The sequence below is a fragment of the Fervidicola ferrireducens genome, from assembly GCF_001562425.1.
GTDB lineage: Bacteria > Bacillota > Thermosediminibacteria > Thermosediminibacterales > Thermosediminibacteraceae > Fervidicola > Fervidicola ferrireducens.
In genome coordinates, this window is record NZ_LOED01000004.1 from 15063 (window position 1) to 38137 (window position 23075).

Consider the following 23075-nt stretch of genomic DNA (forward strand, 5'->3'; position numbering starts at 1 on the left):
CTCCTAAAACTTTACCACGTAGTAGATTAATCCGATTAAAGCAGAAGAGGCAATTCCATAAACAAGAACAGGTCCTGCCACCACAAACATTTTTGCAGCCACTCCAAATACATATCCTTCGCTTTTAAATTCCATTGCAGGTGCCACGATGGAATTTGCAAATCCTGTGATAGGCACTATTGAACCAGCACCTGCTCTTTTCCCGATTTTGTCGTAAACACCCAGTCCGGTGAGAAAAGCGCCAAGAAATACTAGAGTGGCCGACGTGGCACTGGGTGCTTCTTTCGTGCTGTCTAAGCCTAAAGAAATATAAAAATTCAATATTAATTGTCCGATTAAACAAATTAATCCCCCGACTAAAAAAGCCATTACTATATTTTTCAAATATGGAGGTTTGGGTTTTACGTTTTTAACCAACTGCTGATAATCTTTCTGTTCCTGTGTAATTTTGGCCATTAGACTTCTCCTTTTAAATTATGCTTCGGTACTACCTTCAACTTTAAAAGCAATAGCTACATTGGCTTTGTATTCAACAATTTTTCCACCCTGAACATTTGCTGTTTGATTTCTCACCTCTATCCCGGTAATGTTTCTTATTGTTTTGCTGGCATCTCGAACAGCGTTTTCAACAGCCTCCTGCCAGCTATTTTTTGATTCTCCCACTACTTCAATGACTTTTACCGTCATTATTTTCCCTCCCTAATTCTTTAAAGTTTTCAATTATATTTTCTCCCATTAAATAATCTTTATTCTCAAACGGGACGATCACAAGTTTAGCGCTTTTTGGGATTCTCGTTTTTACGTTGTTTATATACATTGCGCCTGCGATTAAAGTTAAAATTAACAGAAGGGCTATATAAAAAATTTTATTTTTTATCACTACTACCACCCCTCTAAAAATAGTATCTGGTTTTGCTTTAAATGCTATTCATAAACAAAAAAAGCCTTTTAAAAAGGCCTTTATTGGGTAAGCATGTTTTTTATTTTTGTTAGAATCTTTTTTTCCAACCTGGATACTTGAACCTGTGTTATACCTAAAACCTTAGCCACTTCGGTTTGAGATTTTTCTTTAAAGTATCTCAGAATAATAATTTGTCTTTCCAATTTATCCAACCTTGAGAGAGCCTCTTTTACGGCTATCTTCTCGATCCACTGACTATGTAACTGCTCGCCGTCGTCAAGTTTGTCTATGTAATAAATAGGAGCTCCGTCTTCCTGGTATGCCACATCATTTAAAGAAACAATAGGTTGAATGGCTTCAAGACCCATTACTATTTCTTCCGGCGGAACTTCTATCTCTTCAGAAAGTTCGATTATAGTGGGTTCTCTGTTCAATTCATATAATAATTTTTCCTTTGCAGATTGTATCTTAATAGTTAAATCCCTAAGCGATCTTGCCATTTTTACAGGAGAGTTATCCCTTATAAATCTCTTAATTTCCCCTATTATCATGGGAATAGCGTATGTTGAAAATTTAACATTGTAAGTAAAATCGAACTTGTCTATTGCTTTCAATAAACCTACACTTCCGATTTGAAAAAGTTCCTCAGGTTCATAACCTCTATTTGAAAACTTCTTTACCACACTCCAGACCAGACCTAAATTTAAAGCGACAAATTCGTTTTTTGCTTCCTCATCTCCTTCTTTCGCTTTTTTTAATAATTGTAATTGCCCTGCCGAACTCTTCAAAGTCATGACCTATACCCCAGAACAAATTATTTTTTATTTTTTATAGTCTTGTACATTTTAACAATAGTGCCTTTTCCAGGTGTGGATTCGACTTCTACTCTATCCATAAAATTCTCCATTATGGTAAATCCCATCCCTGATCTATCGAGTTCTGGTTTTGATGTCCACAGCGGCTGCCTTGCCTTCTCAATGTCTTCAATGCCTTTTCCCCAATCTTGCACCCATATTTCAATTTCATTTTCACGAAGAATGGCTTTTATCCTGATTGTGCCCAAGTTATTCTCATAGCCGTGAATTATACAATTAGTCACGGCTTCGGATACAGCCGTCTTTATGTCAGCCAGCTCGTCCAGGGTAGGGTTTAACTGCGAAGCAAAAGCAGCCACTACTACTCTTGCGAAAGCTTCATTCTGCGATTTACTTAAAAAATCAATCGTCATTTCGTTTAAAATTTCCATATAATCACTCCCTACATTTTTTCACTAGCTTCTATTTCATCGTTGTAGCAAGGGATTATATTGAAAAGACCCGAAATCTCAAAAATTCGCCTTACTTGTTTACCTAAGTTTACTGCACCCACTTTACCCCCAATTTTTTGAAAGGATTTATATCTTCCTATTAACATCCCTACCCCGGAACTATCCATAAAATTTACATGCTTGAAGTTAAATAATATCTTTTTAAAAGTCTGTCGCATTAAATATTCATCCAGCTTTTCGTTTACTATCCGCGCCATATGATGGTCCAGTTCTCCCTTTAAATTTACAATTAAAATGTCGTTATAAACTTTAAAAGTTACCCCCATTTAGTTCCATACCCCCACAATATAAGTTGCATCGGGAACAAGTATAATTTCTACAAATTTTAGGAAATTCCTGCTAAAAATAAAAAAACGCACGAAGTGCGTTTAAAAATCGAACAAGTTCCCGATAAGTTTTCTGAATATATAAAATAAACCTGCCTTTTCGATTCCCTCCGAAGTCACTAGATCTACTTCTCCTACGACTTTACCGTCTTTTTCCGCGATTAATTTTCCTATCCTCTGTCCCGCTGAAAGGGGAGCTTTCAATCTATCCGGTATTTCCAATTTGGTACCAATAGCATTCTCTTTGCCTCTTTCAACCAATATATTGAGGTCGCGAGACGCTATAATATCTACCTGTTTTTTTATTCCTTTTTCCACCGGTAACTGGACTAAAACTTCATTCTTTTTTGCAACTTGTATCGAATCGTATTTTCCAAAACCATAATCTAAAAGCTTCTTGGTGTCTTCAAAGCGATCATTTGAAGTAGGCGAATTTAACACAACCGATATCAACCGCAAATTCCCTCGTTTGGCCGTCCCGGCGAAACAATATCCGGCCTTTGCGTGAAAACCAGTTTTTAAACCATCTAATCCTTCATATTTCCCCAGGAGCTTATTAGTATTCGCCAGCATTGTAGGCTCGCGTTTTTTATCGGTATGTTCTAAATAGTCGACCCATACAGTAGACCATTCAAAGAATTTCGGATACTTGACTAGCTCCCTGCTCATTATAGCAATATCATAAGCGGTAGAATAATTATTGGGATCTGGTAAGCCGTGGGGGTTGGAAAAATGTGTGTTATTCATTCCAAGAGACTTTGCCTTTTCGTTCATTAACTTTACAAATCCTTCCACACTTCCTCCTATATATTCGGCCACGGCAACCGACGCATCATTGGCCGAGGCTATTGTTATACATTTCATCAAACTTTCCAGCGTCTGCTCTTCACCCGGTCCCAAAAAGACCTGACTGCCGCCGGTTTTCCACACCCTTTCGCTTATTTTGACCTTATCTTTAAGGTTTGCTTTTCCCTGAGCTATGGCATCAAAAGCCACAAGGAGAGTCATTATTTTTGTAATGCTCGCCGGCTCCATCCTCTCATGGGCGTTCTTTTCATACAACACAGTACCGCTTTGCGCGTCTATCAGCACCGCCGAAGAAGATTTGATATCAGGATAAGGCTGGGCATACAAATTCGCGTTGTTGGCAATTGAAAAAATTAATATTAAAAAGCATAATATAGCCCTTTTCCTTTTATTATTTAAACTCGACATCATAAAAAGCTTCCTCCCTTCGGTTATATGTTATCCCTCAGGGAGGAATGTTATTCAGTTAAGCTCTGGGGTGTGTTTTATCATATACTTCTTTTATGCGGGTTTTTGTCAAATGTGTATAAATCTGGGTTGTAGATATATCCGCGTGACCTAACATTTCCTGAACCGCTCTTAAATCTGCGCCGTTTTCAATAAGGTGGGTTGCGAACGAATGTCGAAGGGTATGAGGAGTTATTTCTTTATTGATTCCAGCCATTCGAGCGTATTTTTTTATTATTTTCCAAAAACCTTGTCTAGTTAACGCTTTGCCCAAATGGTTCACGAAAAGAATATCGGTATTTTTGTCCTTTATCAGAAGCCTTCTCACGTTATTAACATATTCTTTCAAGTAGGTTACAGCAAAGGATCCTATTGGAACTATTCTTTCTTTTGAACCTTTACCGGTACAACGCAAAAACCCCATATCCAGATTAATGTCTTCTGTAGTCAATGAGATTAATTCCGAGACTCTTATGCCAGTAGAATATAACAATTCCAGCATCGTTTTATCCCTAAATCCAAGCGGATCCCTGATATCCGGTTGGTCTAAAAGTCTTTCAACCTCTTCTACTGTTAAAACTCTTGGAAGTTTTTTTTCCAGTTTTGGAGTATCCAAGTTAATAGTAGGGTCTTCGTCTATATAACGTTCACGCATAAGAAAATGATAAAACGATTTTATTGCTGCGCAAGCCCGCGAGATGCTGCTGCTGGCCTTTCCGCTTTTTTGCATGAGCAAAAGGTAAGAAATTATCGTCGTTTTTGATGTGAACTTAAAATCTGTGATATTTTGCGATTTTAAGAAACGCAGATAGTTTTGTAAATCTCTGTGATATGATTCAATAGTATTGGGCGCAAGGCCTTTTTCAACACTTATAAAATTTAAAAATTGCCTTATCATTTCTTCCATCATTATCACCAGTATAATAAATTCCATAAAAAAATTGATTTCCCTTTTAGATGTACGTTGAAAAAAGTTTAATAAATACCGGAGAAATATACCCTTCTATTAAACCCGCCAGGATTAGAAATAAGCAAAATCCCAAATTCAATAGCACATAACTTGCAGTCATATTCAAATATTCTCTTTTATCCATCCTCTTCCTATTTTTGATTACTGCAGCTGCAAAACAAATTCCTGTAACTCCAATGGAAAGGATCACCGGTATTATAATGATATTCTGAGGAAGTATTGAAAATGCAGCAAAAATGCACCCTTTAATTCCGAATTCAGATGCTAAGAATCCTACTGTAAAACCTAAAATATACCCCCTGAAAAAGATGACTGCGGGTATTAATGGAAAGCTTATAACAAAGAGGCCGGCGAGGCTTATAACAAGAGCCGTCTTGAGGTTGTTGAGAACCGATGTATAAAATACTACTGAAGAATCTATATTTACATTCCTCACGTTAGAAAAAAATAATTCAACATAATTTAGAAGTTCCTGCTTTTGTGCATCCGAAAGCAATCCCACAGAAAAGCTCCCTAAAACGATGCCCGATACCAGTATAAGGACTACTAGCAAGTAATAGCCTATATTCTGTTTCATATAATTTGCTATTTTTAAAATAAAGTAATTCAAAGAATATCTCCTCCCCGTCCACCTATAAAATATTATGCCGGGAGGAGTATCAATATAACTTGCTCACGATATTATCTTTCCATAAATGCCCCCTCCGCCCGCTTTCAGCTTCAAAGTCCCGGCCCTCGCTGCAATTATTTTTTCTGCAATCGCAGTGCCTACTTCACCTTTCAGTTCCTCAAAAGTGGCGTAGTGCATTACATTAATTTCGCTGCCAAAAGCTTTTATCAACCTTTCTGCCGTTTTCTTCCCAATACCTGGAATGAATTTGAGGGGCACGTTGTAATAATACGGCGGTCGCCCTTGAGGATGCACAGTTTCTTTAAAATCGGCAATCAATGTAATCCTATCTAATACTCCTATTATTACTTTATCGCTCGAACAACGAGGACAACTCATAACGGGTGGTTCTGCATCTGCTATATAGTTACAAAAAAGGCAGAAAGTCCTGTGATATTTACCCAACCTTGGATCTAATCCGTAGTTGGCAATTATCTCATTGTTCGGAGTTCTTCCTCCAATGGCTTCAAACAAGCTTTCAAAATCCGGGTTGTTGAGCTTAATTTTATTATATTCTCTTCCAATGTTATCTAAGGAATGGGCATCGGAATTCGTTACGAACTTTTTTGCGGATAATTCTCTTATTCTGTCTGCCAAATCCGAATCGGCGCTCAAACCCAATTCTACCGTGGATATTTCATCGAAATGTTCTTCAAAAGCTGATGAAATCCTATCGTAACAACTCCCATAAAAACTTTTAAAAGGGGTAAATACGTGAGCAGGTACAAGTTTTCCTCCTAAATTTCTTACTATATATAGCAGTTCACGTGCATTCAACGACGCTCTTTGAGAACTAAGGTAGATATTTGTTATGTATTTTTGTAATATATTCGAAAATTCCTCCATCTGTTTAAAACCTGGGAAATACGCTACACTGTGAGCAACGCCTTTTTCCTCCTGCGTCTCTATTTCTGCCCCTAGAATCACTGTCAACTTACCATGATAGGATAAACCGCCTTTCGATAATTCTTCCAATTCTCCCGATTTAATCTTTTCTTCTATTTCGTTGAGGACAAAAGGCGATGCGCAGTCGACCAGTCCGATGATGTTTATGCCTTTAACATCGATGCATGTTTTTAAGATAGCATCTAAAGTCAGCTGACGAGAAGCAGCCACCTTTACGGGTCTATTGCAGGATTGACCTATATGTATGTGCAAATCTGCGAAATATTCCATTTAGAATTCCCCTTGCAAAAACATTTGGGACACTAAAAGTCCCACCATCGTTTTCGCATCTTTTATTTCTCCATTTTTAACCATATCCATAGCCTTCTCTATGGGTATTTTCTCTTTTTTTATGAATTCATCTTCATCGGCTTTGCTTTCGGCTTCCTCGAGTCCAAATGCTAAAAAGAGGGACATCTTCTCGTTTGAAAAACCAGGAGTGGTATAAAAGTCCATTATATGTATCAATTTTTTGGCTTTATAGCCCGTTTCTTCCAATAGCTCTCTTTGAGCGCAAATGTTAACATCTTCATTTACTTCGAGTTTGCCTGCCGGTATTTCTAAGAGCATTTCCTCCACCGGTTTTCGGTATTGTCGAACCATTATTACGTTTTTATCCTCATCTATAGGGACAATTGCAACCGCTCCCGGATGTTCAACTATTTCCCGCGTTGAAAATTTGCCATCAGGAAGTTTAACTTCGTCCAATCTTAATTTCAATATCTTACCTGAAAAAATATATTTCGTATTGATTGTAGCTTCGAAAAAATCCACTGCCTCCAGCCCCCTCCCTTATTCATGACGAGTTTGGATGCAAAATTACCGGCGGCACTTGCCGCCAAGAAAAATTCACTGTCCTGTTCAAAATCTCTCCCCATAGTCTCAAGCTCGATGCCTAACGATTTTAAAACACTTATGCCTTCAATGCCGTCTTCAATTACTATACGGTGTTTTCGGTGAATCCCGCAACTTTTCAGCTGATTCATTACCTCATCGAGTTTTTCTTTTTCCATCTTTGGGATTACTACAAAAGCTTTCTTTAAAGCAATTTCCCGAAGCGATGTAATCGTATGATGGCTCACTCCGTAATGCCTCTTTCTTTTGTCTTCGAAACTTATTCGTGGTATTACCACAGCGATTCCATTAAGTATATTGACCGCATTGACTATTTCTCCTTGTTCCAGGCCTGTATGACCGTATTTTGTACCGGTTCCGACTATGCCGGGCCCCATCGTAACTACTGCCACGTCGCATCCAGAAGCTTTTGCCGATAATAAACCCGAATAAATATTCACTGTTTCCAGGTCACCTCCGAAGGCGTGTCCGGTGGTAACGGTCAAATCTATGAGCTTTTTTTCTTTCAATTCCCTTACAATGCGGCTCAAAAAAAGAGGGAGGGCCCCCCCATCGGTCATCACATATGCTACCTTAAGGTTTTTAGAATTTTTCTTTATTCCTGCACAAGCTGGAGCCAACATGCTGTGGAGCGTTCCCACTACCACCGGCATACCTGAAAGCGATACGGTGTTTGACAGTTTTTCAGCCAAAGGATTGGTGCTTTCTTCTGCACTCCAAGTTTTTATTTGAAAGGGGGTGTACCTTAGCTTCATTATATGGCCTTTTTTTTCGATATCAAGATTTTCGACCGAGCAATTATAAATGACGAAATGATAACCTCCGCTTCCGAGGTTTAAAAAAACTGCCGTAGTATTTAGTACTACTTCATCGCCTTTTTTGCAATAGCCTGTGAGCACCGTATAATTTATTGCCTTATTTTTTTCACCCTCCACCTCAACCAAAAGTTCTTGTAGTCCCGCTTGTTCCTCTAAAACTTCTAAAACCTTTCCCTTCCTTAATCTTATCATATAATTTCCCCTTAATAAATCATAAAGTTTTTTTCCTAAACGAAATTATCCTTTCTAAAATCTCGCTGATTGAATAGAATTCTGCAACGAGGTGTATTCCAATCAAAAAAGACAATACTCCTATCTTTACGTAAAAAGAACTCCCCCATGATATCATCATTCCGAGGCATATACCTAACACATTAGACCCTACATCTCCCATCATCAATAATTCTCTGGAGTCATAAAACAAAAAGACCAAAACCGATGCAACAAGCGGCATAAAATAATATATTAAATTAGTGGAGCCTTCGTGTAGAAAATATAAAAACATTAAAGCTATAGAAAACAAGAAAAACCTACAGGCTCTGCCGGGTCTCAAATCCATCAGGTTTAATAAATTAGTGGAAAGAGCAATAATTAACGTATCAATAAATATCTCTGGCCAAAATTCGTTTTTTTTCATGGATAAAAAACAGGCTATACTCAACCCCATTATAGCCTTTACGTTTCCGGTCGTTATCTTACCTCGTAATAGTTCAGAAAAATGTCCCTTTAAACCTTTGACTGCGTTGGTTCCGTATATATCGTCCAGCAAACCCGAAAAACCTATGCATGCGGCAGATAACATTGTGTATTCGAGAAAATCCGTATCGTCCCAGTAAAAAGCCGAGTAAACGTTCATCAGGATCAATATGATGACAAAAACCACTCCGCCAGCAGTAATTATTTCCTTATTCCTGTAATTTACTTTTTTGACTGCACGCTCCCACGTGCGAAAATTCTCAAGAAAAACTATAGTCGTTATCAATGACAAAAAGGTCAATGCCAAAGTTAAACACCTCAGGAATTATTTATTAACCAGACTATCAATCTGTATTTTCCAATTATTGTGTCTATGTTATCGATATAAAGCAATTTTTTACCGGTTGTTATGTCCAATCGCGGTAAATTAGAAGTTTGGACAATGGCAACGGGCTTTATATCACTTATTCTTTTTGCTATAGAATTGGGATTTAAATTTTCGTCAGTCCTTACGATTACAACAAAGTCATGAAAATTTATCGTTTCAGCTTCTCCTTCTTTTTCATAATCGTTTAAAACTGTGGTGTTCTGCACAATAGCTCCTGCATCTTCAAGGCACTTTATGACTTCCGTTAGGTCGCCTTTATTTCCAAGTTGTAGTATAGTTCCTTTCTTTCCTTCAAGACTTCCTTTTAGTAATGTTTCAAAATTTTGTTCCAGAAATTCATAATCTTTGTTTTGCTTTTCGATAAGCGACTTTAACTGTTTATCCTTCATCCTGTTACTTTCTTTCATGATATTGTAACTCTTTTCTAGCTGATCTATTATTGCTTTTTGCTGCTTTATCAACAGTTTATCGCTATTGGCTGTAAAACCCACTGCTATACCTATACCCAGAGAAATAAATACTGCAATCAGCAGTATGGTTACGTGTTTGAAATTGTACAAAGAGAATCACCTCTACAAAAAGCCAATCATCATCCTTACCTTAATGATTAGAAGTCTGATTAAGTGTTTGGCTACGGGAGAAGAGGCACTGATTATTAAAAGCGGAAAAAAAGCTGCTGCTAGCAAGGCGGCTAAATAATTGCTTTTTATTCTACTCCGGTAAAGTTTGTTAACACCTTTAGCGTCTATTAGAATATGCCCCACTTTGAGCCGTACCAAAAAAGTACTAGCCATTCCCTGCCGTCCTTTTTCTAAAAAATCTATTACGTTTGTGTGAGTACCTACCGTTACTATCAAGTCAGCGCCGCTGTGATAAGCCAGAAGCAATGCCACATCTTCACTTGTTCCGGTAACTGCCATAATCTTATACTCAAGGCCTAGTCGTTTTACTCGTTCAAGTCCCGGTGCTCTGCCGTCCGGGTAAGCATGCACTACTATTTCCGCACCGCACTTTAATCCTTTATCGCTTATACTATCCATATCGCCAACTATAATGTCCGGTTTCAAACCGAATTCTAATAAAGCATCGGCTCCCCCATCCACTCCTATAAGAACCGGCTTTATTTCTTCTATGTACGACTTTAATGCCAAAATATCTTCCCGGTAATCTTTACCCCGCACCACGACCATGACATGTTTTTTACGCATATCGGTTTTGAGCATAGGTACAGCATAATCCGATGATAAAATTTTTTTTTCGCGTTTGATGTATTCAAGAGTGTTAATGGCAAATCTTTCTATTTCTTTTTCATAATTAGCCTTTGCTTCCTCATATTTGGATTTGATAAATTCTTTATTTAAAACTAATCCCTTGCAGAAAAATTTTTCGTTTACTATTATCTCCCCATTGTTTTTGATCTTAATCAAATCTCCTTCATGTATCATATCAAATAATCCGTCCTGACAAACATCTACCACAACCTTCCCGGAGTTAACAAGTATTTCAGGGCCTTGATTCAAAAATCGCCCACTAATGGAAGGTTGAAAATTAATAATCCCTTTCACTTTAGATTTTATAAGTTGCAGAGCTGCTACCTCATCAATATCTTTATGACAAAGGACAGCTATATCTCCCGGCTTTGCACGCTGTATTAATCTTTTTGTTTTCTTATCAACAACAGCTCTTCCCACAATGAATTCAGCCATTTTGTGGTTTCCTCTCAATATGATTAACTATTTGCAGTTAACCTGTTCTTATTATTTCCACTAAATTCATTTTATAACACGCCAGTTCTCCAACATAATAACAATAAATAAAACACCTCCCGTTAGTTTCTATCCAACTAACAAGAGGCGTTTGTGACCTGCAAACCCTCAAGATATGGCTTTTTGTTCCATTCTTATCTTATCCGAAATCATAGCTATGAACTCCGAATTCGTGGGCTTTCCTTTGTCCTTTTGAACGGTATAGCCGAAGAGACTGTTAATGGTTTCTACACAACCTCTGTTCCATGCCACTTCAATAGCATGTCTTATCGCCCTTTCAACCCTGCTCGGTGTGGTATTGTATTTTTTTGCTATGGTCGGATAAAGCACTTTGGTTACGGCTCCCAACAGTTCAACGTTGTTTACCACCATGGCAATAGCTTCTCTTAAGTAAAAGTAACCTTTAATGTGCGCCGGAATCCCAATTTCATGTATTATATTGGTTATTTCCATTTCCAGATTGGTATCCTTGCGCTTCGAAGTTTGAGTGTTTGTACTCTTTATAGATTTTTGCACTACACTTCCCGCGTCCAGCTCACGTATGCGCTCCACCAGAATTTTTAAATCGAAGGGCTTGACTACGTAATAATCGGCGCCTAAATTTATGGCTCTCTGGGTGATTTTATCCTGCCCTACCGCGGAGAGGACAATAATTCTGGGTTTTTTATCGAAATTTGTTAATTTTTCGATTACGCCCAGTCCATCAAGATTAGGCATAATTATATCAAGAACAACCACGTCTGGATTTAACTCTTGAACTTTTTCCAGGACTTCTAGTCCGTTATGAGCCTTACCTACTACTTCCAAATCCTCCTGCGTTGAGAAAAATTCTTCCAGAAGATCGCAAAATTCTTTGTTGTCGTCTGCTAAAAGTATTTTTTTCCTGTCGCCCATCTTGCTGACCCCCCTATAAAATTCTCTATTTTGATATATTCGACAATTAGTGGTATTATCCTCCTGAAATTCCATAAAATGTTTTAATATTTATATACTTGTCGTTCACTTTTTAATTTTGATATCTCTTCTATCATCCATTCGGCAAAAACTCCGTAACCTCGCGTCGGATCATTCACGAAAACGTGAGTTACCGCTCCGATAAGGCAACCATCCTGAATTATTGGGCTTCCGCTCATTCCCTGGACAATTCCGCCAGCTTTTTCTAATAGGCGCGGATCGGTTATTTTTATTATCATTCCTTTGGTACTAGGATAGTCCTGTTTTATAATCTTTTGAATTTCTATATCAAATTTTTCTATCTTTTCACCATCGATAACAGTCAGGATTTGGGCCTTCCCTTCGTGGGCGTAACTTGAAAGAGCCACTGGAATTTCTCCAAAAAGTGGATTTATAACCGGTTTGTACGTCTTTCCAAATATGCCAAATGGCGTATTAATTAAAATATTGCCGATTACGTCCTCTTCTTCCACAAAAACTCCCCTTTTTTCGCCCGGGACGTTTTTCTTGGCCGGCACCACGTTAGTTATGCTCGCTCTAATAATTTCTCCCTGACCAACTTCGACGACCTTGCCTGTGTCTGAATCTGATATGATATGCCCCAAAGCACCGTAGTACCCAGACTTGGGATCATAAAAGGTAAGGGTACCGACGCCAGCAGCGATATCCCGCACCCAAAGTCCTATTTGATAAATGCCATGATTATTTTTTACCGCGGACAATCGTGTATTGAAAGTTTTGTCATTTCTTTTTACAGTTAAGTCTATTACTTTGTCTTCATCTCTATTTATAATCTCCGCTAGATCATCAGCAGTATAAATCTTTTGGCCGTTTACCAAAATAACGGTATCACCAACTTGAATTCCTGCATTTTTAGCAGGATAATACGCCTTTCCTTGTTCGTCAACGACTGAAGCAATTCCCACAACAATTACTCCATTTGGCCTCAATTTTACTCCTATAGAATGTCCTCCTGGTACAACTTTTATTTCGGGCAATACTTCTAATTTCATCTTTTTTACAGGGATAATTCCGAACAATCGAAACTCCAGATCGTACGTTCCTAAACGACTCGACCTAATGGACAGGGGATTTCCTAAGTTTACAGAAATTTTATCTTGCAAGCTGCTACCGTTAATCGTTAAAGAATTTCGTGTTTTTGTAAAAAGTTGGAATTTAAGAGGTATTCCAATGTCTATTACATGTTCCTTGCCTTCTATTATCTTGACTTTATCAGGAAACCTGTATAATGCTGAAAATTGTGGAGAAAATGATAGAAGCGTTATAAGAACTGCTAATAGAATGCCTACAATTTTCCTATTGTTCGTAACCACCACTTTCACTCCTCCTGTAAAAATGAAAAAACCGGGCCTGAAAATTAAGATAACCCGGTTCGCTTCTTTTAATACTGGAAGAAAAAAATAAAAAACCCCAAAAAAGGGGCTTTTCATTTTTTTAATATTTTCTTTTTATTTTCTCGGCCATTTCAAGCATTTCTTTTGCATGTGCAATTGTCTTGTCAGTAATTTCAGTTCCGCCTAACATCCTTGAAATTTCCTTAATTCTCTCCTCGCCTTTTATTTCCTTAACCGTTGTAAATGTTCTGTCGTTATTAGATATTTTGTTTATACAAAAATGCGCATCCCCCAGGCTGGCTATTTGAGGTGAATGGGTGACGCAGAGTACCTGATGGTTACGCGATATTTTGAATAATTTTTCTCCTACTATCTGGGACATTCTTCCGCCAATACCCACATCTATTTCATCGAAAATCAAACAAGGAATGTTGTCTATCTGAGCAAGGATGCTTTTTAAAGCCAGCAAAATGCGTGAAGCTTCACCGCCGGATACAATTTTAGCGAGAGGTTTTAACGGCTCTCCCGGATTCGTGGAAATCAAAAATTCCACCGTATCCAATCCTCTCTCGCCTATTTTGACGGTTTTATTTTTTACCTCCACTCCTTCTTCCGATTCTATCCAATTTATGTCTACCGAAAATTTTACATCCTTCATTCCCAGATCTTTCAATTCTTTTGAAATATTTTTTTCAAATGTTGAGGCGATAGTTTTTCTTAATTCGTGCAGTTCCAGAGCGCTCTTTATATAATCTTGCTTGAGTATTTCTAGGGAATTTTCCAACTTTATTATCTCTTCATCTATATTCAAGGCTTCGTCCAATTTAGAAGCAGCTTGCTCTTTATATTTGATTAATTCGTCGATGCTCTTGTTGTACTTGCTCTTTAGTCTGTTCAAAAAGGAAATCCTTGCTTGTATTTCGTCTAGCTTTCCCGGTTCAAAATCTATTGTTTTTGAATGATCTCTCAAATCAGAAACTACATCTTCCAATTCGTATAAAATATTTCTTAAGCTATCCAAATCCTTTTTTATAGGCGAAAAGTAGTCGACCACTTCTTCTAATACGTTGATTACTTTTGCCACATTGTCTATAACAGCAGGATTATTTTCGTCTCCTTCGTAAAGAGTTAGAAGGCTGAAACTAAGAGACCTTAAAATTTTGTCCGAATGCTCGAGAATTTCGAGCTCTCTTTCCAATATCGAATCTTCTCCAGGTTTTAATTGGGCTTTTTCCAGCTCATCAACTTCAAATTGTAATTGTTCTTTATATTTCAAAAATTCATCTCGAGCTTTGATAAGATCCTTAAGTTTATTTTCTGTATCGAGAATTTTTTTATACAAACTTCGTACCTTATCTTTTTTCTCTTGTATCTCTTCTCCGCCCAAAAGGTCTAACATTTCTAAATGTTTTTCTGGATTTAAGAGGGATTGGTGTTGGTGCTGACCGTGAATGTCCACCAAATACTTGCCTATGCTTTTTAAAGTTGAAACAGGTACGCTAGTTCCGTTTATTCTGCAATAATTCTTACCTTGTTGGGTAATTTTGCGTGAAATTATTAAAAGATTATCTTCTTGTTCAATACCCATTTCTGCCAGGATGTTGTCGATTATTGTATTGTCGTATTCAAATATGGCTTCTATTACCGAAAATTCTTTACCCGCTCTTACATATTCACTAGATGCCCTTTCTCCAAGAATCATTCCTATTGCATCTATTATTATAGATTTACCTGCACCCGTTTCTCCCGTTAAAACGTTCAGCCCCTCTTTGAATTCTATTTCTACATCGTCTATCAACGCAAAATCTTTTACTATCAATTTAAGAAGCATATTGCGCCTCCCGGGCTCATTTTATAAGATTTTCAAGTTTTTCCATAATACTCTTTACTGCAGATTTGGAGCGTGCCACAACTAATATGGTATCATCACCGGCAACCGTTCCTACTATTTCTTCCCAGTTCAAACCATCTATAGCGGCAGCAGCTGCTTGAGCGGTGCCCGATAGAGTTTTCACTACCACAATGTTTTCCGATGAATCAATTTTCACTATAGACTCTCTAAACATCCTCACCAGTTTGTCCGAGACGACTACAGTTTTGTCAGGTTCCGAATAACAATAACGGTTATTGTCCCTTAAAACTTTGACGAGTCTTAATTCCTTTATATCTCGAGATACGGTGGCCTGAGTAACATTAAACCCGCATTTTCTCAGTTCTTCTGCCAGTTCCTCTTGAGTTTCTATCGGCTTTTCTCTGATAATCTCTCTTATCTTCATGTGTCTTTTCGCCTTCAAACAGTACACCTCCTTTATTGCTCTCTAAGTTTTTTTCTCAAAATATCGTAAAAACTCCTGCTTTTAATGCGCACCAGTTTGGCGTAATACTGCGATTTTTTCACGACCACTTTATCATAAGGCTGCAGACGGTATCCCAGTTGTCCGTCCGCTGTAAGCATTATCTCCTGGTGCTCTGCGACTACTTGAACGGTAATGGAATCATTGGGAGAAATTATCATCGAACGGTTTTGAAGAGTATGGGGACATATGGGAGTCAGAAGCAGAACTTCGACGTTGGGATCGACCAAAGGTCCGCCTGCGGAAAGAGAGTACGCCGTTGAACCGGTAGGAGTGGCAATTATGAGGCCATCTGCATTAAATGTATCTACGTAAGCATTGTTAACTGATGTTTTCAATCTTATCAGTCTGGCGAAAGGGCCTTTTGTGACTACAACGTCATTTAGAGCCAAAAAATTTTTTACGAATTTTTCTTCTCTGAAAACTTTCGCCTCAATCATCATTCTTTTATCTATGTAGAACTTCCCCCTCTTTAGAAGTTCTAAGTCGCTGTACAAATCAGGCACTTCTATTTCAGTAAGGAATCCTAAATGTCCCAGGTTTATCCCGAGAATAGGGATATCATAGGGAGCCAGCTTGCGCGCTACGTTAAGCAAAGTACCGTCTCCGCCGAGGGTTATAGCAAGTTCGATATTTTTTGCCAATTCTTCTAAATTATTAGATTCTACGGGAAGACCGAGCTTATTTACGATAGACGATTCAGTAAATACATCATAATTATTTTCTTTTAGCCATTGTACAAGAGATGTCGCCACACTTAATGCATTATTTTTACAAAGATTCAGGAAAAGACCTATTCTTTGCAATTCATTCACCTCTAGTCAAAAAACCAAGTAAAAAACCGACAAAAAAAATTCCTAGAGCATAAAAAATATAGCGTAATTTGGAATAATCTTTTTTCAAAATGGAATACTCTATGGTTTTTATCTTTTCCTGCTCCATATCCACCAACAGAAGGCCGGCAGGTTTGTATACAAGATAATATTCAAGAAGTTGTCTCCTCGTAGCCGGCACATTCAGCAAAGGAGAAGTTTTTCCGGATTTTACTTCTGCTACATAGACTTTGCGACCTTTTTTTACTATCACATCGGCCCTAACCTTAATTTCTTTAGGTTTTCCGTTGATAAAAATAAAGTAAGAAGCGCTTTTCTGTACATCTAATATATCAAAACCGTACTTTTTTAGCAAATCAATTGCTTTTTTCTCGCAAATTCGAGCTTTTTTCCTCCGACGCCGTAAAGTTGTTTTTTGATAAAATTTTAAACACCATATTCCCAGGAAAATACCTGTAACGATCAATAATATACCGATGTACTCTTTCATAAATAAATAAAACCTCTTTGGCTTTTTGATTAATTTAGTGCTCTATGGGCTTCTTCGACGACTTTCACAATGTCGGTTTCAGAATTATTGTTCGGAATCTTTCTGAACCACGACAAAAATTCTATATTCCCTTTAGGGCCCTTTATCGGAGAAAACGTCAATCCGCAACAAAACAATCCAATGGATTTCGCCGATTCAATCACCTGGGTGATTGCCTTCTCATGCAATTTTCTATCGCGAACAACGCCGTTTTTTACCTCTTCCCTTCCAACTTCAAATTGCGGCTTTATAAGGGCTATAAAGTCCCCATCTTCTTTTAGAAGTTTAAAAAGAGGTTCAAAAACTTTGGATAAAGATATAAAGGAAAGGTCAGCCGCAATTATATCAACGAGTTCGCCTATATCCTCAAAACTGAGGTAACGTACATTTTTTCGTTCAATGTTTACTACCCTCGGGTCGTTTCTAAGGGAAAGGTCTAATTGCCCGTATCCGACGTCAACCGCATAAACTTTAGAGGCTCCCTCTTTTAAAAGGCAGTCGGTAAATCCACCAGTCGAAGCCCCTGCATCCAAGGCAATTTTATCCTTTACAACAATCGGGAACACACTCAAAGCTTTTTTTAGTTTCAATCCACCCCTGCTCACATAAGGCAAAGACTTTTCTTTAATTATTATTTCAGAATTTATATCAACGAGAGTTCCAGGTTTATCCACCCTCGTATTGTTTACAAACACATTCCCCATCATAATCTCAGATTTTGCCCTTTCCCTGCTCGGAAAGAGGCCCCTTTGCACCAATAAAACATCTAACCTTTCTTTTTGCAAATTTTTTTCACCTCAAGTCAGTACTTACCGGATTTTTTGGGAAACAATTCAATCCCGAAACGTATTTTTAACAAATAGAGAAAATACGCGACCTTATAAACGATTTCCTTGGATTTTTTTATGGCGATGCTTTTGCCTAAGGCCTTTCCACCTACCGTAATTGTTGAAATCATGCCGGCAATTAAAGTGCTAATTATTATATCCGAGACGTCATTTTTGCCAGAAATTATTTTTGCTACTATAGCGGCACCGGCTGCACCGCTTATTATTCCCGAAATATCGCCGATGACGTCATTGCAGAAGTTTGACACCACATCGGCATTTCTTATCAGCCGTACCCCTTCTTTTCCTCCCGGAATTTTATGAGCCGCCATGGCATGAAAAGGTGTCTCGTCAGCAGAGGTAACCGCAATTCCTATGATATCAAATATTATCCCTATGAACACTATGCAGGACAAAATAAAAAATGAGAGGATTAAGTTCAACTTATCCATTAATGTTTCCGAAATAAAGCTAAAAAAAACGGAAAGTCCAAAAGTCAATATCACAACTTTATGTATCCAAGTAGCTTTTGGTCCTCCGTTATTTTTTTTGCACGTGCTTTTTTTGTTATTGTTTTTACTCAAAAAAATTCACCTCAAACGAGGTGGAACAGGAGGTAGTGAACTGAGTAAATTTTGCGGCTTAGGTCCAGCAGGATTTCCCAGAGAAGCACCTCCCGTCGCCGGAAAAGGCGGTTCCCCTTTAAGCCCCTCTCTGCCTTGTCGCCAAAGGCAGGGCTGGATTGCCACTTAGACCGCACTGCAATCCTCAGTTCACTTCCTTTCGGAACAGTCTAGGAGTTTTCCTCACCGAAGTCCACCTTCTCCTAGCCTCTTTTGCAGCAAGGGTTTCAAAGGTAATTAGGCCGCATTTAAATGGCCAGTTTAAATGCGGTTTTCCCTTTTTCCACCCTTCCCGCTCAAGGCAGGCTACACTGCACCCAACACGGTTTGTATCGGATGCAGGTTCACGCCCCAAGCCGTAACAGAAGGCTTTTAGCCTTCCATCACGCACTTAGGTCTCCACGGGAGTAGGGTCGCGCCTGCATGCCTTTGCAGGTTGCCCCACTCCCTTACTCCCTGCACCAACCCCCGACTGGGCGTCGGAAGCCAGCACAAGGAACTTCATCGATGTGCCCTCGACGGATTTTTAGCCCCGTCTTCAGAGAAGAGGACTTCGACTAGAATACTGCACCACCTGTTCCACCTAAAACACCGAGTGTATTACCCGAGTATATTATAACAAAAATAATTCATGCGGTTCAAATCGCGCCTTGATTCTTTGCATCTAGCTAAAATCAATTAAACGATTAATACTGCCTTTCTACTAGAAAATCGATTAACTGCATAAAAAATCTACTGTTTTTAAATTCGCTCGCTATTTCTTTTGACTCGTCGGAAAGAACCTTCACCAACTTTTTTGATTTTTCATACCCGTAAATACTCAAGAAAGTATTTTTCTTGTTCCTCACATCGCTTCCTATGGGCTTTCCTAGTTTTTTTTCATCCCCATGCACGTCTAGAAGGTCATCGACTATTTGAAATATAAGACCGATTTTTTCTCCCAGCTTGTCTAATTTATCCAGGTCTGACGCCGGAGCTTCCGCCAACCTTGCTCCCGACCACAAAGACGCCCTGATAAGACAACCGGTTTTATGGTTATCCATATAAAACAAAGTATTTTCATCGATGTCAATACCTTGCGACAAAATATCCACGGTTTGACCTCCAATCATACCCAAACTTCCGGAGGCCAAAGATATTCTATCTATAACTTCTATCACCGCTCTCAATGATATACCTTCAATTTCAGCATTTTTAGCTATAGTTCTGAATGCTAAGGTCAGCAAAGCATCTCCGGCCAACAACGCTATGGCATCTCCGAAGACTTTATGGCAAGTGGGTTTTCCCCTTCGGAAATCGTCGTTATCCATTACTGGCAAGTCGTCGTGGATAAGGGAATAGGTATGTATCATTTCTATTCCGCACGCAGTCGGCAACACTTTTTCGCCCGGCAGTTCGAACAATTCCGCTGCTTTTATCGTTAAAATCGGTCTTATCCTCTTTCCACCATTGAAGGTGCTGTAGCGCATGGCTTCATGAATTTTTGACGGATATTCATTGGATTTTGGCAGGTAGTTATCCAGAGCTTTTTCTATTATTTTCCCCATTTCTTTTAATTCCATTTCAAAACTTTGCAATTCTAGATACACCCTCCATCAAAATCTTTGAAATCTATCTGGCCATTCAAATCTTTTATTAAAACCTGCACGCGTCCTTCTGCCTCATCCAAGATTTTCGTGCAAATTTTTGTAAGTTTAATTCCTTCTTCAAAAAGCGACAACGACTCCTCCAAAGAGAGGTTGCCTTGTTCTAGCTTTTCAATAATCTCTTCAAGGCGGGCAATCGCTTCCTCGTATTTATATTCCGGCATCACTTTTCTCTCCTTTTTTCTCCTTACTTTTTACACAACAAAGCAAGTAACCGTTTAAAACGATTATTTTGATTTTCTGTCCAACCTTCACATCTTCTATTCTTGTCACTATTTTAAAGTCGTCCATCTTCTGACATATACTGTATCCCCTCTCCAATACTGCTAAGGGACTTAAAATATTAAGCCTTCCTGCCAAAAATTTCAAATCGGTTTTTTTATTTGTCACATGATTTACAATTTCTCTTACAAGTCTTTTCATTAGAGAATCCATTAAAATCCGGTTATTGTCTATCTCCGAGCGAAGTTTTTTAAATACGACAGATCTTTTTATGTATTCAATTTCCTGCTTTCTTGAATTAATCAGCGCACAAACAGCAGCTATTAATCTTTTCTTTCTTTGTGTTATTTCCGAAAGTAGTTGTCTTTTTTCCGGGACTACCATTTCCCCCGCTGCTGAAGGCGTAGGTGCCCTTTTGTCTGCAACGAAATCGGCTATAGTGTAATCGGTTTCATGACCCACTGCCGAAATTATCGGGATCCTAGAACCATATATCGCCCGAGCCACTTTTTCTTCGTTAAAAGTCCACAGTTCTTCTATCGAGCCTCCCCCACGGCCCAGGATTATCACATCTAGATTTCCTATCTTATTTAGGTCCTTTATCGCCTCGCAAATTTCATCGGCAGCTTGTTTCCCTTGAACCGATACCGGAGCTATCAGAATATTCACATTTGGATACCTTCGCCGTATAACCGTTAGCAAGTCTCTTATGACCGCACCGTTTAGAGAAGTTATAATCCCTATATTTTTGGGTAAGAAAGGAATAGGTTTTTTGGAACTTACATCAAATAGGCCCTCTTTTTTCAATTTTTCCTTCAATTTTTCGTAAGCCAAATAAAGTGCCCCTATTCCGTCGGGCTGCATATCGTCGACGTATAACTGATATTCTCCGTTTCTTTCGTACACTGTAACGTAGCCAAAAGCAATTACTTTCATTCCGTTTTCCGGCATGAAAGGCAATAAAATGCTTCGGTTTTTAAACATTACACAACGGATTTGAGCCTTTTCATCTTTTAAAACAAAATATAAGTGACCTGAAAGGTGGTACTTAAAATTTGAAATTTCGCCCCGAACATAAACCTGCCTTAATATTTCGTTGGAATCAAACAAATATTTTATCATTCCGGTCAGCTCGCTGACCGTGAGGACAGGCCCATGCATAACGTCTTCCTCCAGAGTTAAACAGAAAATTTCGGTCGCAACCTTTCCATATCCCTAGCCACCGCGCCTAACACTCCGTTTACAAACTTGGGAGATTTTGCATCCCCATATTTTTTAGCAATTTCTACCGCCTCGTTAATAGAAACGCTCAAAGGGATATCATCACAAAAGAACATCTCGTATATGGCTATTCTCAGTATGTTTCGGTCTGCCACATTAAGGCGTTCCAGCCTCCAGTCTATAGAGTAATCATCGATTATATCATCTATTTGTTCTTTTCTTTCAAGTACTCCATTAACCTCATTAAGTATGAATACTTTCGCATCTTCGTTCAAAGGTTTGTCTACCGCAATTTTAAAAGCTTCATCTATGGTATTTCCTCCGGCATCTATGGCAAAAAGTATTTTAAAACATAATTCTCTTGCAAGTTTTCTGCTCAAGTGTACTGCACTCCTTTACCTGCCTGGTGGTAAAATTTTATCAAGAATATCCCTCAATCCTTCCTTTTTATCTATGTGTTTGCCAATATAATACCCTAAAAAAGCGCAAAAAACAAGAAAAATGGCTTTTATGAATCCGAAAACTAATATTAAAAGACCTATTCCAAATCCTATAATAGCACCTATGAGTTTACCCCTGTGATGCTCCCATAATTCCCAAAAAAAGTCCACAATTCTCACCCCTTACTGCTTTTCTGTTTTTGAGGAATTGCGATATTTTCAACCTTAACCTTTATTTCCCTGACTGTAATTCCTGCCATAGACTCTACGTAATCTTTTACCACCCTTTGCAATTCAGAAGTAAGTTCCGGAATATTGGTGTCGGGAGCCACCGTCACCTTGAGAATTATAGAAAGGGAATCCTCTCGAGGTTTCAATTTCACCTTCACGTCTTTCAATCTTTCAACGTTGTTAGCAGCCTTAAGGATTAAATTTTCGACTGCGTTGAAAGAAATGCTAACACTTCCCATTTCACCGTTATTTATCACGCTTTCTGGAATTTTTCTGTTTCTAAAACCGGAAAGTAAAATCAAGATACTGCCGACCAAAAATATTCCGGCCACGGTACCCATTTCCCAGCGCCCATAAAAGTATACCAATCTTGTCCAAAAATAATCCAGTGAAAAAACTTTAAGTGAAAATAATATAGCAAGCGCGGAAACTACGACCATGGCTACGCAAATAAAAAACACAATTACCCGCTCAAATAATCTCATCAAAATACCCCTTTCAAATGGAAAATTAACCCCCTAAAATAGGGGGTTTTATTTCGCCTTTGTATCACTTTCCTTCGATGGCTGGCCAAAATTTACACCCTGCACGTGAATGTTTACTTCCGCCACCGTAAGCCCGGTCATGTTTTCGATGGCTTTTTTTACGTTTTCCTGAACCTTCCACGCCACTTCGGGAATACGAACGCCGTAATTCACAATTATGTATATATCCACGACCACCTCTTTTTCTCCGACCTGAACCTTTACGCCTTTCGACAGATTTTTGCGACCCAGCATTTCGGCTATTCCGCCTGCCAAACCCCCGCTCATACCGGCGACTCCTTCAACTTCCGTTGCTGCAAGACCGGCTATTATGCTAACTACTTCGTCGGTTATCTTTACAGAGCCTTTTCCGTTAGTAGGTTCCATTAAAAACACCCTC

The 23075-nt window shown here is 38.6% G+C and carries 30 protein-coding genes; all 30 read right to left on the minus strand.

Annotation, left to right across the window (positions count from 1 at the left end; all coding sequences use genetic code 11):
* Window positions 1–3 precede the first annotated feature (3 nt).
* Window positions 4–456 (minus strand): stage V sporulation protein AC, encoded by a 453-nt coding sequence (spoVAC, locus tag AN618_RS02600; RefSeq protein ID WP_066351711.1) that lies wholly within the window; start codon window positions 454–456, stop codon window positions 4–6.
* An 18-nt stretch (window positions 457–474) separates the two neighbouring features.
* Window positions 475–687, minus strand: a complete 213-nt coding sequence (locus AN618_RS02605; protein WP_066351712.1) for a dodecin family protein — start codon at window positions 685–687, stop codon at window positions 475–477.
* A complete protein-coding gene (locus AN618_RS02610; protein WP_157081604.1) occupies window positions 668–889 on the minus strand; it encodes a hypothetical protein in 222 nt (73 codons plus the stop codon). Before AN618_RS02610 ends, AN618_RS02605 begins: the two co-directional genes overlap by 20 nt.
* A 71-nt stretch (window positions 890–960) precedes the next feature.
* Window positions 961–1695: an RNA polymerase sporulation sigma factor SigF gene (gene sigF, locus AN618_RS02615; protein WP_066351718.1), complete on the minus strand. Its 735-nt coding sequence runs from the start codon at window positions 1693–1695 to the stop codon at window positions 961–963.
* Window positions 1696–1715: 20 nt separating this feature from the next.
* On the minus strand, window positions 1716–2147 hold the full coding sequence (spoIIAB, locus tag AN618_RS02620; RefSeq protein ID WP_066351720.1) for an anti-sigma F factor: 432 nt from the start codon (window positions 2145–2147) through the stop codon (window positions 1716–1718).
* An 11-nt stretch (window positions 2148–2158) separates the two neighbouring features.
* Window positions 2159–2494, minus strand: a complete 336-nt coding sequence (gene spoIIAA / locus AN618_RS02625; RefSeq protein WP_066351723.1) for an anti-sigma F factor antagonist — start codon at window positions 2492–2494, stop codon at window positions 2159–2161.
* A 102-nt stretch (window positions 2495–2596) separates the two neighbouring features.
* Window positions 2597–3772, minus strand: a complete 1176-nt coding sequence (locus tag AN618_RS02630; protein ID WP_245628356.1) for a D-alanyl-D-alanine carboxypeptidase family protein — start codon at window positions 3770–3772, stop codon at window positions 2597–2599.
* Window positions 3773–3827: 55 nt separating this feature from the next.
* Window positions 3828–4715 (minus strand): site-specific tyrosine recombinase XerD, encoded by an 888-nt coding sequence (gene xerD / locus AN618_RS02635; RefSeq protein WP_066351956.1) that lies wholly within the window; start codon window positions 4713–4715, stop codon window positions 3828–3830.
* A 46-nt stretch (window positions 4716–4761) separates the two neighbouring features.
* Complete coding sequence (gene spoIIM / locus AN618_RS02640; protein WP_245628367.1) at window positions 4762–5355, minus strand: stage II sporulation protein M; 594 nt, start codon at window positions 5353–5355, stop codon at window positions 4762–4764.
* 96 nt (window positions 5356–5451) lie between these two features.
* A complete protein-coding gene (locus tag AN618_RS02645; RefSeq protein WP_066351727.1) occupies window positions 5452–6624 on the minus strand; it encodes an endonuclease Q family protein in 1173 nt (390 codons plus the stop codon).
* Window positions 6625–7167, minus strand: coding sequence for an NUDIX domain-containing protein (locus tag AN618_RS02650; RefSeq protein ID WP_066351731.1), 543 nt, complete (start codon window positions 7165–7167; stop codon window positions 6625–6627). It abuts the gene before it with no gap.
* Window positions 7110–8258 (minus strand): DUF3866 family protein, encoded by a 1149-nt coding sequence (locus tag AN618_RS02655; RefSeq protein WP_066351742.1) that lies wholly within the window; start codon window positions 8256–8258, stop codon window positions 7110–7112. The genes AN618_RS02650 and AN618_RS02655 overlap by 58 nt, the downstream gene beginning before the upstream one ends.
* A 19-nt stretch (window positions 8259–8277) precedes the next feature.
* Window positions 8278–9048, minus strand: coding sequence for an MraY family glycosyltransferase (locus AN618_RS02660; protein ID WP_157081605.1), 771 nt, complete (start codon window positions 9046–9048; stop codon window positions 8278–8280).
* 32 nt (window positions 9049–9080) lie between these two features.
* Window positions 9081–9710 (minus strand): copper transporter, encoded by a 630-nt coding sequence (locus AN618_RS02665; protein ID WP_066351747.1) that lies wholly within the window; start codon window positions 9708–9710, stop codon window positions 9081–9083.
* A gap of 12 nt (window positions 9711–9722) precedes the next feature.
* Window positions 9723–10856, minus strand: a complete 1134-nt coding sequence (gene steA, locus AN618_RS02670; RefSeq protein WP_066351749.1) for a putative cytokinetic ring protein SteA — start codon at window positions 10854–10856, stop codon at window positions 9723–9725.
* A 168-nt stretch (window positions 10857–11024) separates the two neighbouring features.
* Window positions 11025–11810 carry a sporulation transcription factor Spo0A gene (spo0A, locus tag AN618_RS02675; RefSeq protein ID WP_066351750.1) on the minus strand — a complete coding sequence of 262 codons (786 nt, stop codon included), beginning with the start codon at window positions 11808–11810 and terminating at the stop codon, window positions 11025–11027.
* An 83-nt stretch (window positions 11811–11893) separates the two neighbouring features.
* Complete coding sequence (gene spoIVB / locus AN618_RS02680) at window positions 11894–13207, minus strand: SpoIVB peptidase (protein WP_066351957.1); 1314 nt, start codon at window positions 13205–13207, stop codon at window positions 11894–11896.
* 118 nt (window positions 13208–13325) lie between these two features.
* On the minus strand, window positions 13326–15056 hold the full coding sequence (recN, locus tag AN618_RS02685) for a DNA repair protein RecN (protein WP_066351752.1): 1731 nt from the start codon (window positions 15054–15056) through the stop codon (window positions 13326–13328).
* A 16-nt stretch (window positions 15057–15072) separates the two neighbouring features.
* On the minus strand, window positions 15073–15519 hold the full coding sequence (locus tag AN618_RS02690) for an arginine repressor (protein WP_083515006.1): 447 nt from the start codon (window positions 15517–15519) through the stop codon (window positions 15073–15075).
* 14 nt (window positions 15520–15533) lie between these two features.
* On the minus strand, window positions 15534–16394 hold the full coding sequence (locus AN618_RS02695; RefSeq protein WP_245628358.1) for an NAD(+)/NADH kinase: 861 nt from the start codon (window positions 16392–16394) through the stop codon (window positions 15534–15536).
* On the minus strand, window positions 16387–16902 hold the full coding sequence (locus AN618_RS02700; RefSeq protein WP_066351759.1) for a hypothetical protein: 516 nt from the start codon (window positions 16900–16902) through the stop codon (window positions 16387–16389). Before AN618_RS02700 ends, AN618_RS02695 begins: the two co-directional genes overlap by 8 nt.
* 29 nt (window positions 16903–16931) lie before the next feature.
* On the minus strand, window positions 16932–17726 hold the full coding sequence (locus AN618_RS02705; RefSeq protein WP_066351762.1) for a TlyA family RNA methyltransferase: 795 nt from the start codon (window positions 17724–17726) through the stop codon (window positions 16932–16934).
* Between the two features lie 17 nt (window positions 17727–17743).
* Entirely contained in the window at window positions 17744–18220 is a 477-nt protein-coding gene (locus AN618_RS02710) for a hypothetical protein (protein ID WP_245628359.1), read from the minus strand.
* An 857-nt stretch (window positions 18221–19077) separates the two neighbouring features.
* Window positions 19078–19980: a polyprenyl synthetase family protein gene (locus tag AN618_RS02720; protein ID WP_245628360.1), complete on the minus strand. Its 903-nt coding sequence runs from the start codon at window positions 19978–19980 to the stop codon at window positions 19078–19080.
* Window positions 19971–20201, minus strand: coding sequence for an exodeoxyribonuclease VII small subunit (locus tag AN618_RS02725; protein WP_066351771.1), 231 nt, complete (start codon window positions 20199–20201; stop codon window positions 19971–19973). Before AN618_RS02725 ends, AN618_RS02720 begins: the two co-directional genes overlap by 10 nt.
* Window positions 20188–21420, minus strand: coding sequence for an exodeoxyribonuclease VII large subunit (xseA, locus tag AN618_RS02730; protein WP_066351772.1), 1233 nt, complete (start codon window positions 21418–21420; stop codon window positions 20188–20190). Before xseA ends, AN618_RS02725 begins: the two co-directional genes overlap by 14 nt.
* Before the next feature lie 17 nt (window positions 21421–21437).
* Entirely contained in the window at window positions 21438–21860 is a 423-nt protein-coding gene (gene nusB / locus AN618_RS02735; RefSeq protein WP_066351775.1) for a transcription antitermination factor NusB, read from the minus strand.
* 15 nt (window positions 21861–21875) lie between these two features.
* The gene (locus AN618_RS02740) at window positions 21876–22100 is read right to left on the minus strand and encodes a DUF2273 domain-containing protein (RefSeq protein WP_342670459.1); all 225 of its coding nucleotides are present in this window, start codon (window positions 22098–22100) and stop codon (window positions 21876–21878) included.
* Entirely contained in the window at window positions 22097–22636 is a 540-nt protein-coding gene (amaP, locus tag AN618_RS02745; RefSeq protein WP_066351777.1) for an alkaline shock response membrane anchor protein AmaP, read from the minus strand. The genes AN618_RS02740 and amaP overlap by 4 nt, the downstream gene beginning before the upstream one ends.
* Window positions 22637–22684: 48 nt before the next feature.
* The gene (locus tag AN618_RS02750; RefSeq protein WP_066351778.1) at window positions 22685–23062 is read right to left on the minus strand and encodes an Asp23/Gls24 family envelope stress response protein; all 378 of its coding nucleotides are present in this window, start codon (window positions 23060–23062) and stop codon (window positions 22685–22687) included.
* Between the last annotated feature and the right edge of the window lie 13 nt (window positions 23063–23075).

Bases quoted from the DNA above. Each gene is read 5' to 3' on its own strand.
- AN618_RS02700 (WP_066351759.1), bottom strand. From the start codon at position 16,902: ATGAAAGAGTACATCGGTATATTATTGATCGTTACAGGTATTTTCCTG.
- AN618_RS02605 (WP_066351712.1), bottom strand. From the start codon at position 687: ATGACGGTAAAAGTCATTGAAGTAGTGGGAGAATCAAAAAATAGCTGG.
- spoIIAB (WP_066351720.1), bottom strand. From the start codon at position 2,147: ATGGAAATTTTAAACGAAATGACGATTGATTTTTTAAGTAAATCGCAG.
- steA (WP_066351749.1), bottom strand. From the start codon at position 10,856: ATGGCTGAATTCATTGTGGGAAGAGCTGTTGTTGATAAGAAAACAAAA.
- AN618_RS02710 (WP_245628359.1), bottom strand. From the start codon at position 18,220: ATGGATAAGTTGAACTTAATCCTCTCATTTTTTATTTTGTCCTGCATA.
- AN618_RS02630 (WP_245628356.1), bottom strand. From the start codon at position 3,772: ATGATGTCGAGTTTAAATAATAAAAGGAAAAGGGCTATATTATGCTTT.
- AN618_RS02645 (WP_066351727.1), bottom strand. From the start codon at position 6,624: ATGGAATATTTCGCAGATTTGCACATACATATAGGTCAATCCTGCAAT.
- spo0A (WP_066351750.1), bottom strand. From the start codon at position 11,810: ATGGGCGACAGGAAAAAAATACTTTTAGCAGACGACAACAAAGAATTT.
- xseA (WP_066351772.1), bottom strand. From the start codon at position 21,420: ATGCATGGGCCTGTCCTCACGGTCAGCGAGCTGACCGGAATGATAAAA.
- AN618_RS02655 (WP_066351742.1), bottom strand. From the start codon at position 8,258: ATGATAAGATTAAGGAAGGGAAAGGTTTTAGAAGTTTTAGAGGAACAA.
- spoVAC (WP_066351711.1), bottom strand. From the start codon at position 456: ATGGCCAAAATTACACAGGAACAGAAAGATTATCAGCAGTTGGTTAAA.
- amaP (WP_066351777.1), bottom strand. From the start codon at position 22,636: ATGAGATTATTTGAGCGGGTAATTGTGTTTTTTATTTGCGTAGCCATG.
- AN618_RS02725 (WP_066351771.1), bottom strand. From the start codon at position 20,201: ATGCCGGAATATAAATACGAGGAAGCGATTGCCCGCCTTGAAGAGATT.
- recN (WP_066351752.1), bottom strand. From the start codon at position 15,056: ATGCTTCTTAAATTGATAGTAAAAGATTTTGCGTTGATAGACGATGTA.
- sigF (WP_066351718.1), bottom strand. From the start codon at position 1,695: ATGACTTTGAAGAGTTCGGCAGGGCAATTACAATTATTAAAAAAAGCG.
- xerD (WP_066351956.1), bottom strand. From the start codon at position 4,715: ATGGAAGAAATGATAAGGCAATTTTTAAATTTTATAAGTGTTGAAAAA.
- AN618_RS02750 (WP_066351778.1), bottom strand. From the start codon at position 23,062: ATGGAACCTACTAACGGAAAAGGCTCTGTAAAGATAACCGACGAAGTA.
- spoIIM (WP_245628367.1), bottom strand. From the start codon at position 5,355: ATGAAACAGAATATAGGCTATTACTTGCTAGTAGTCCTTATACTGGTA.
- spoIIAA (WP_066351723.1), bottom strand. From the start codon at position 2,494: ATGGGGGTAACTTTTAAAGTTTATAACGACATTTTAATTGTAAATTTA.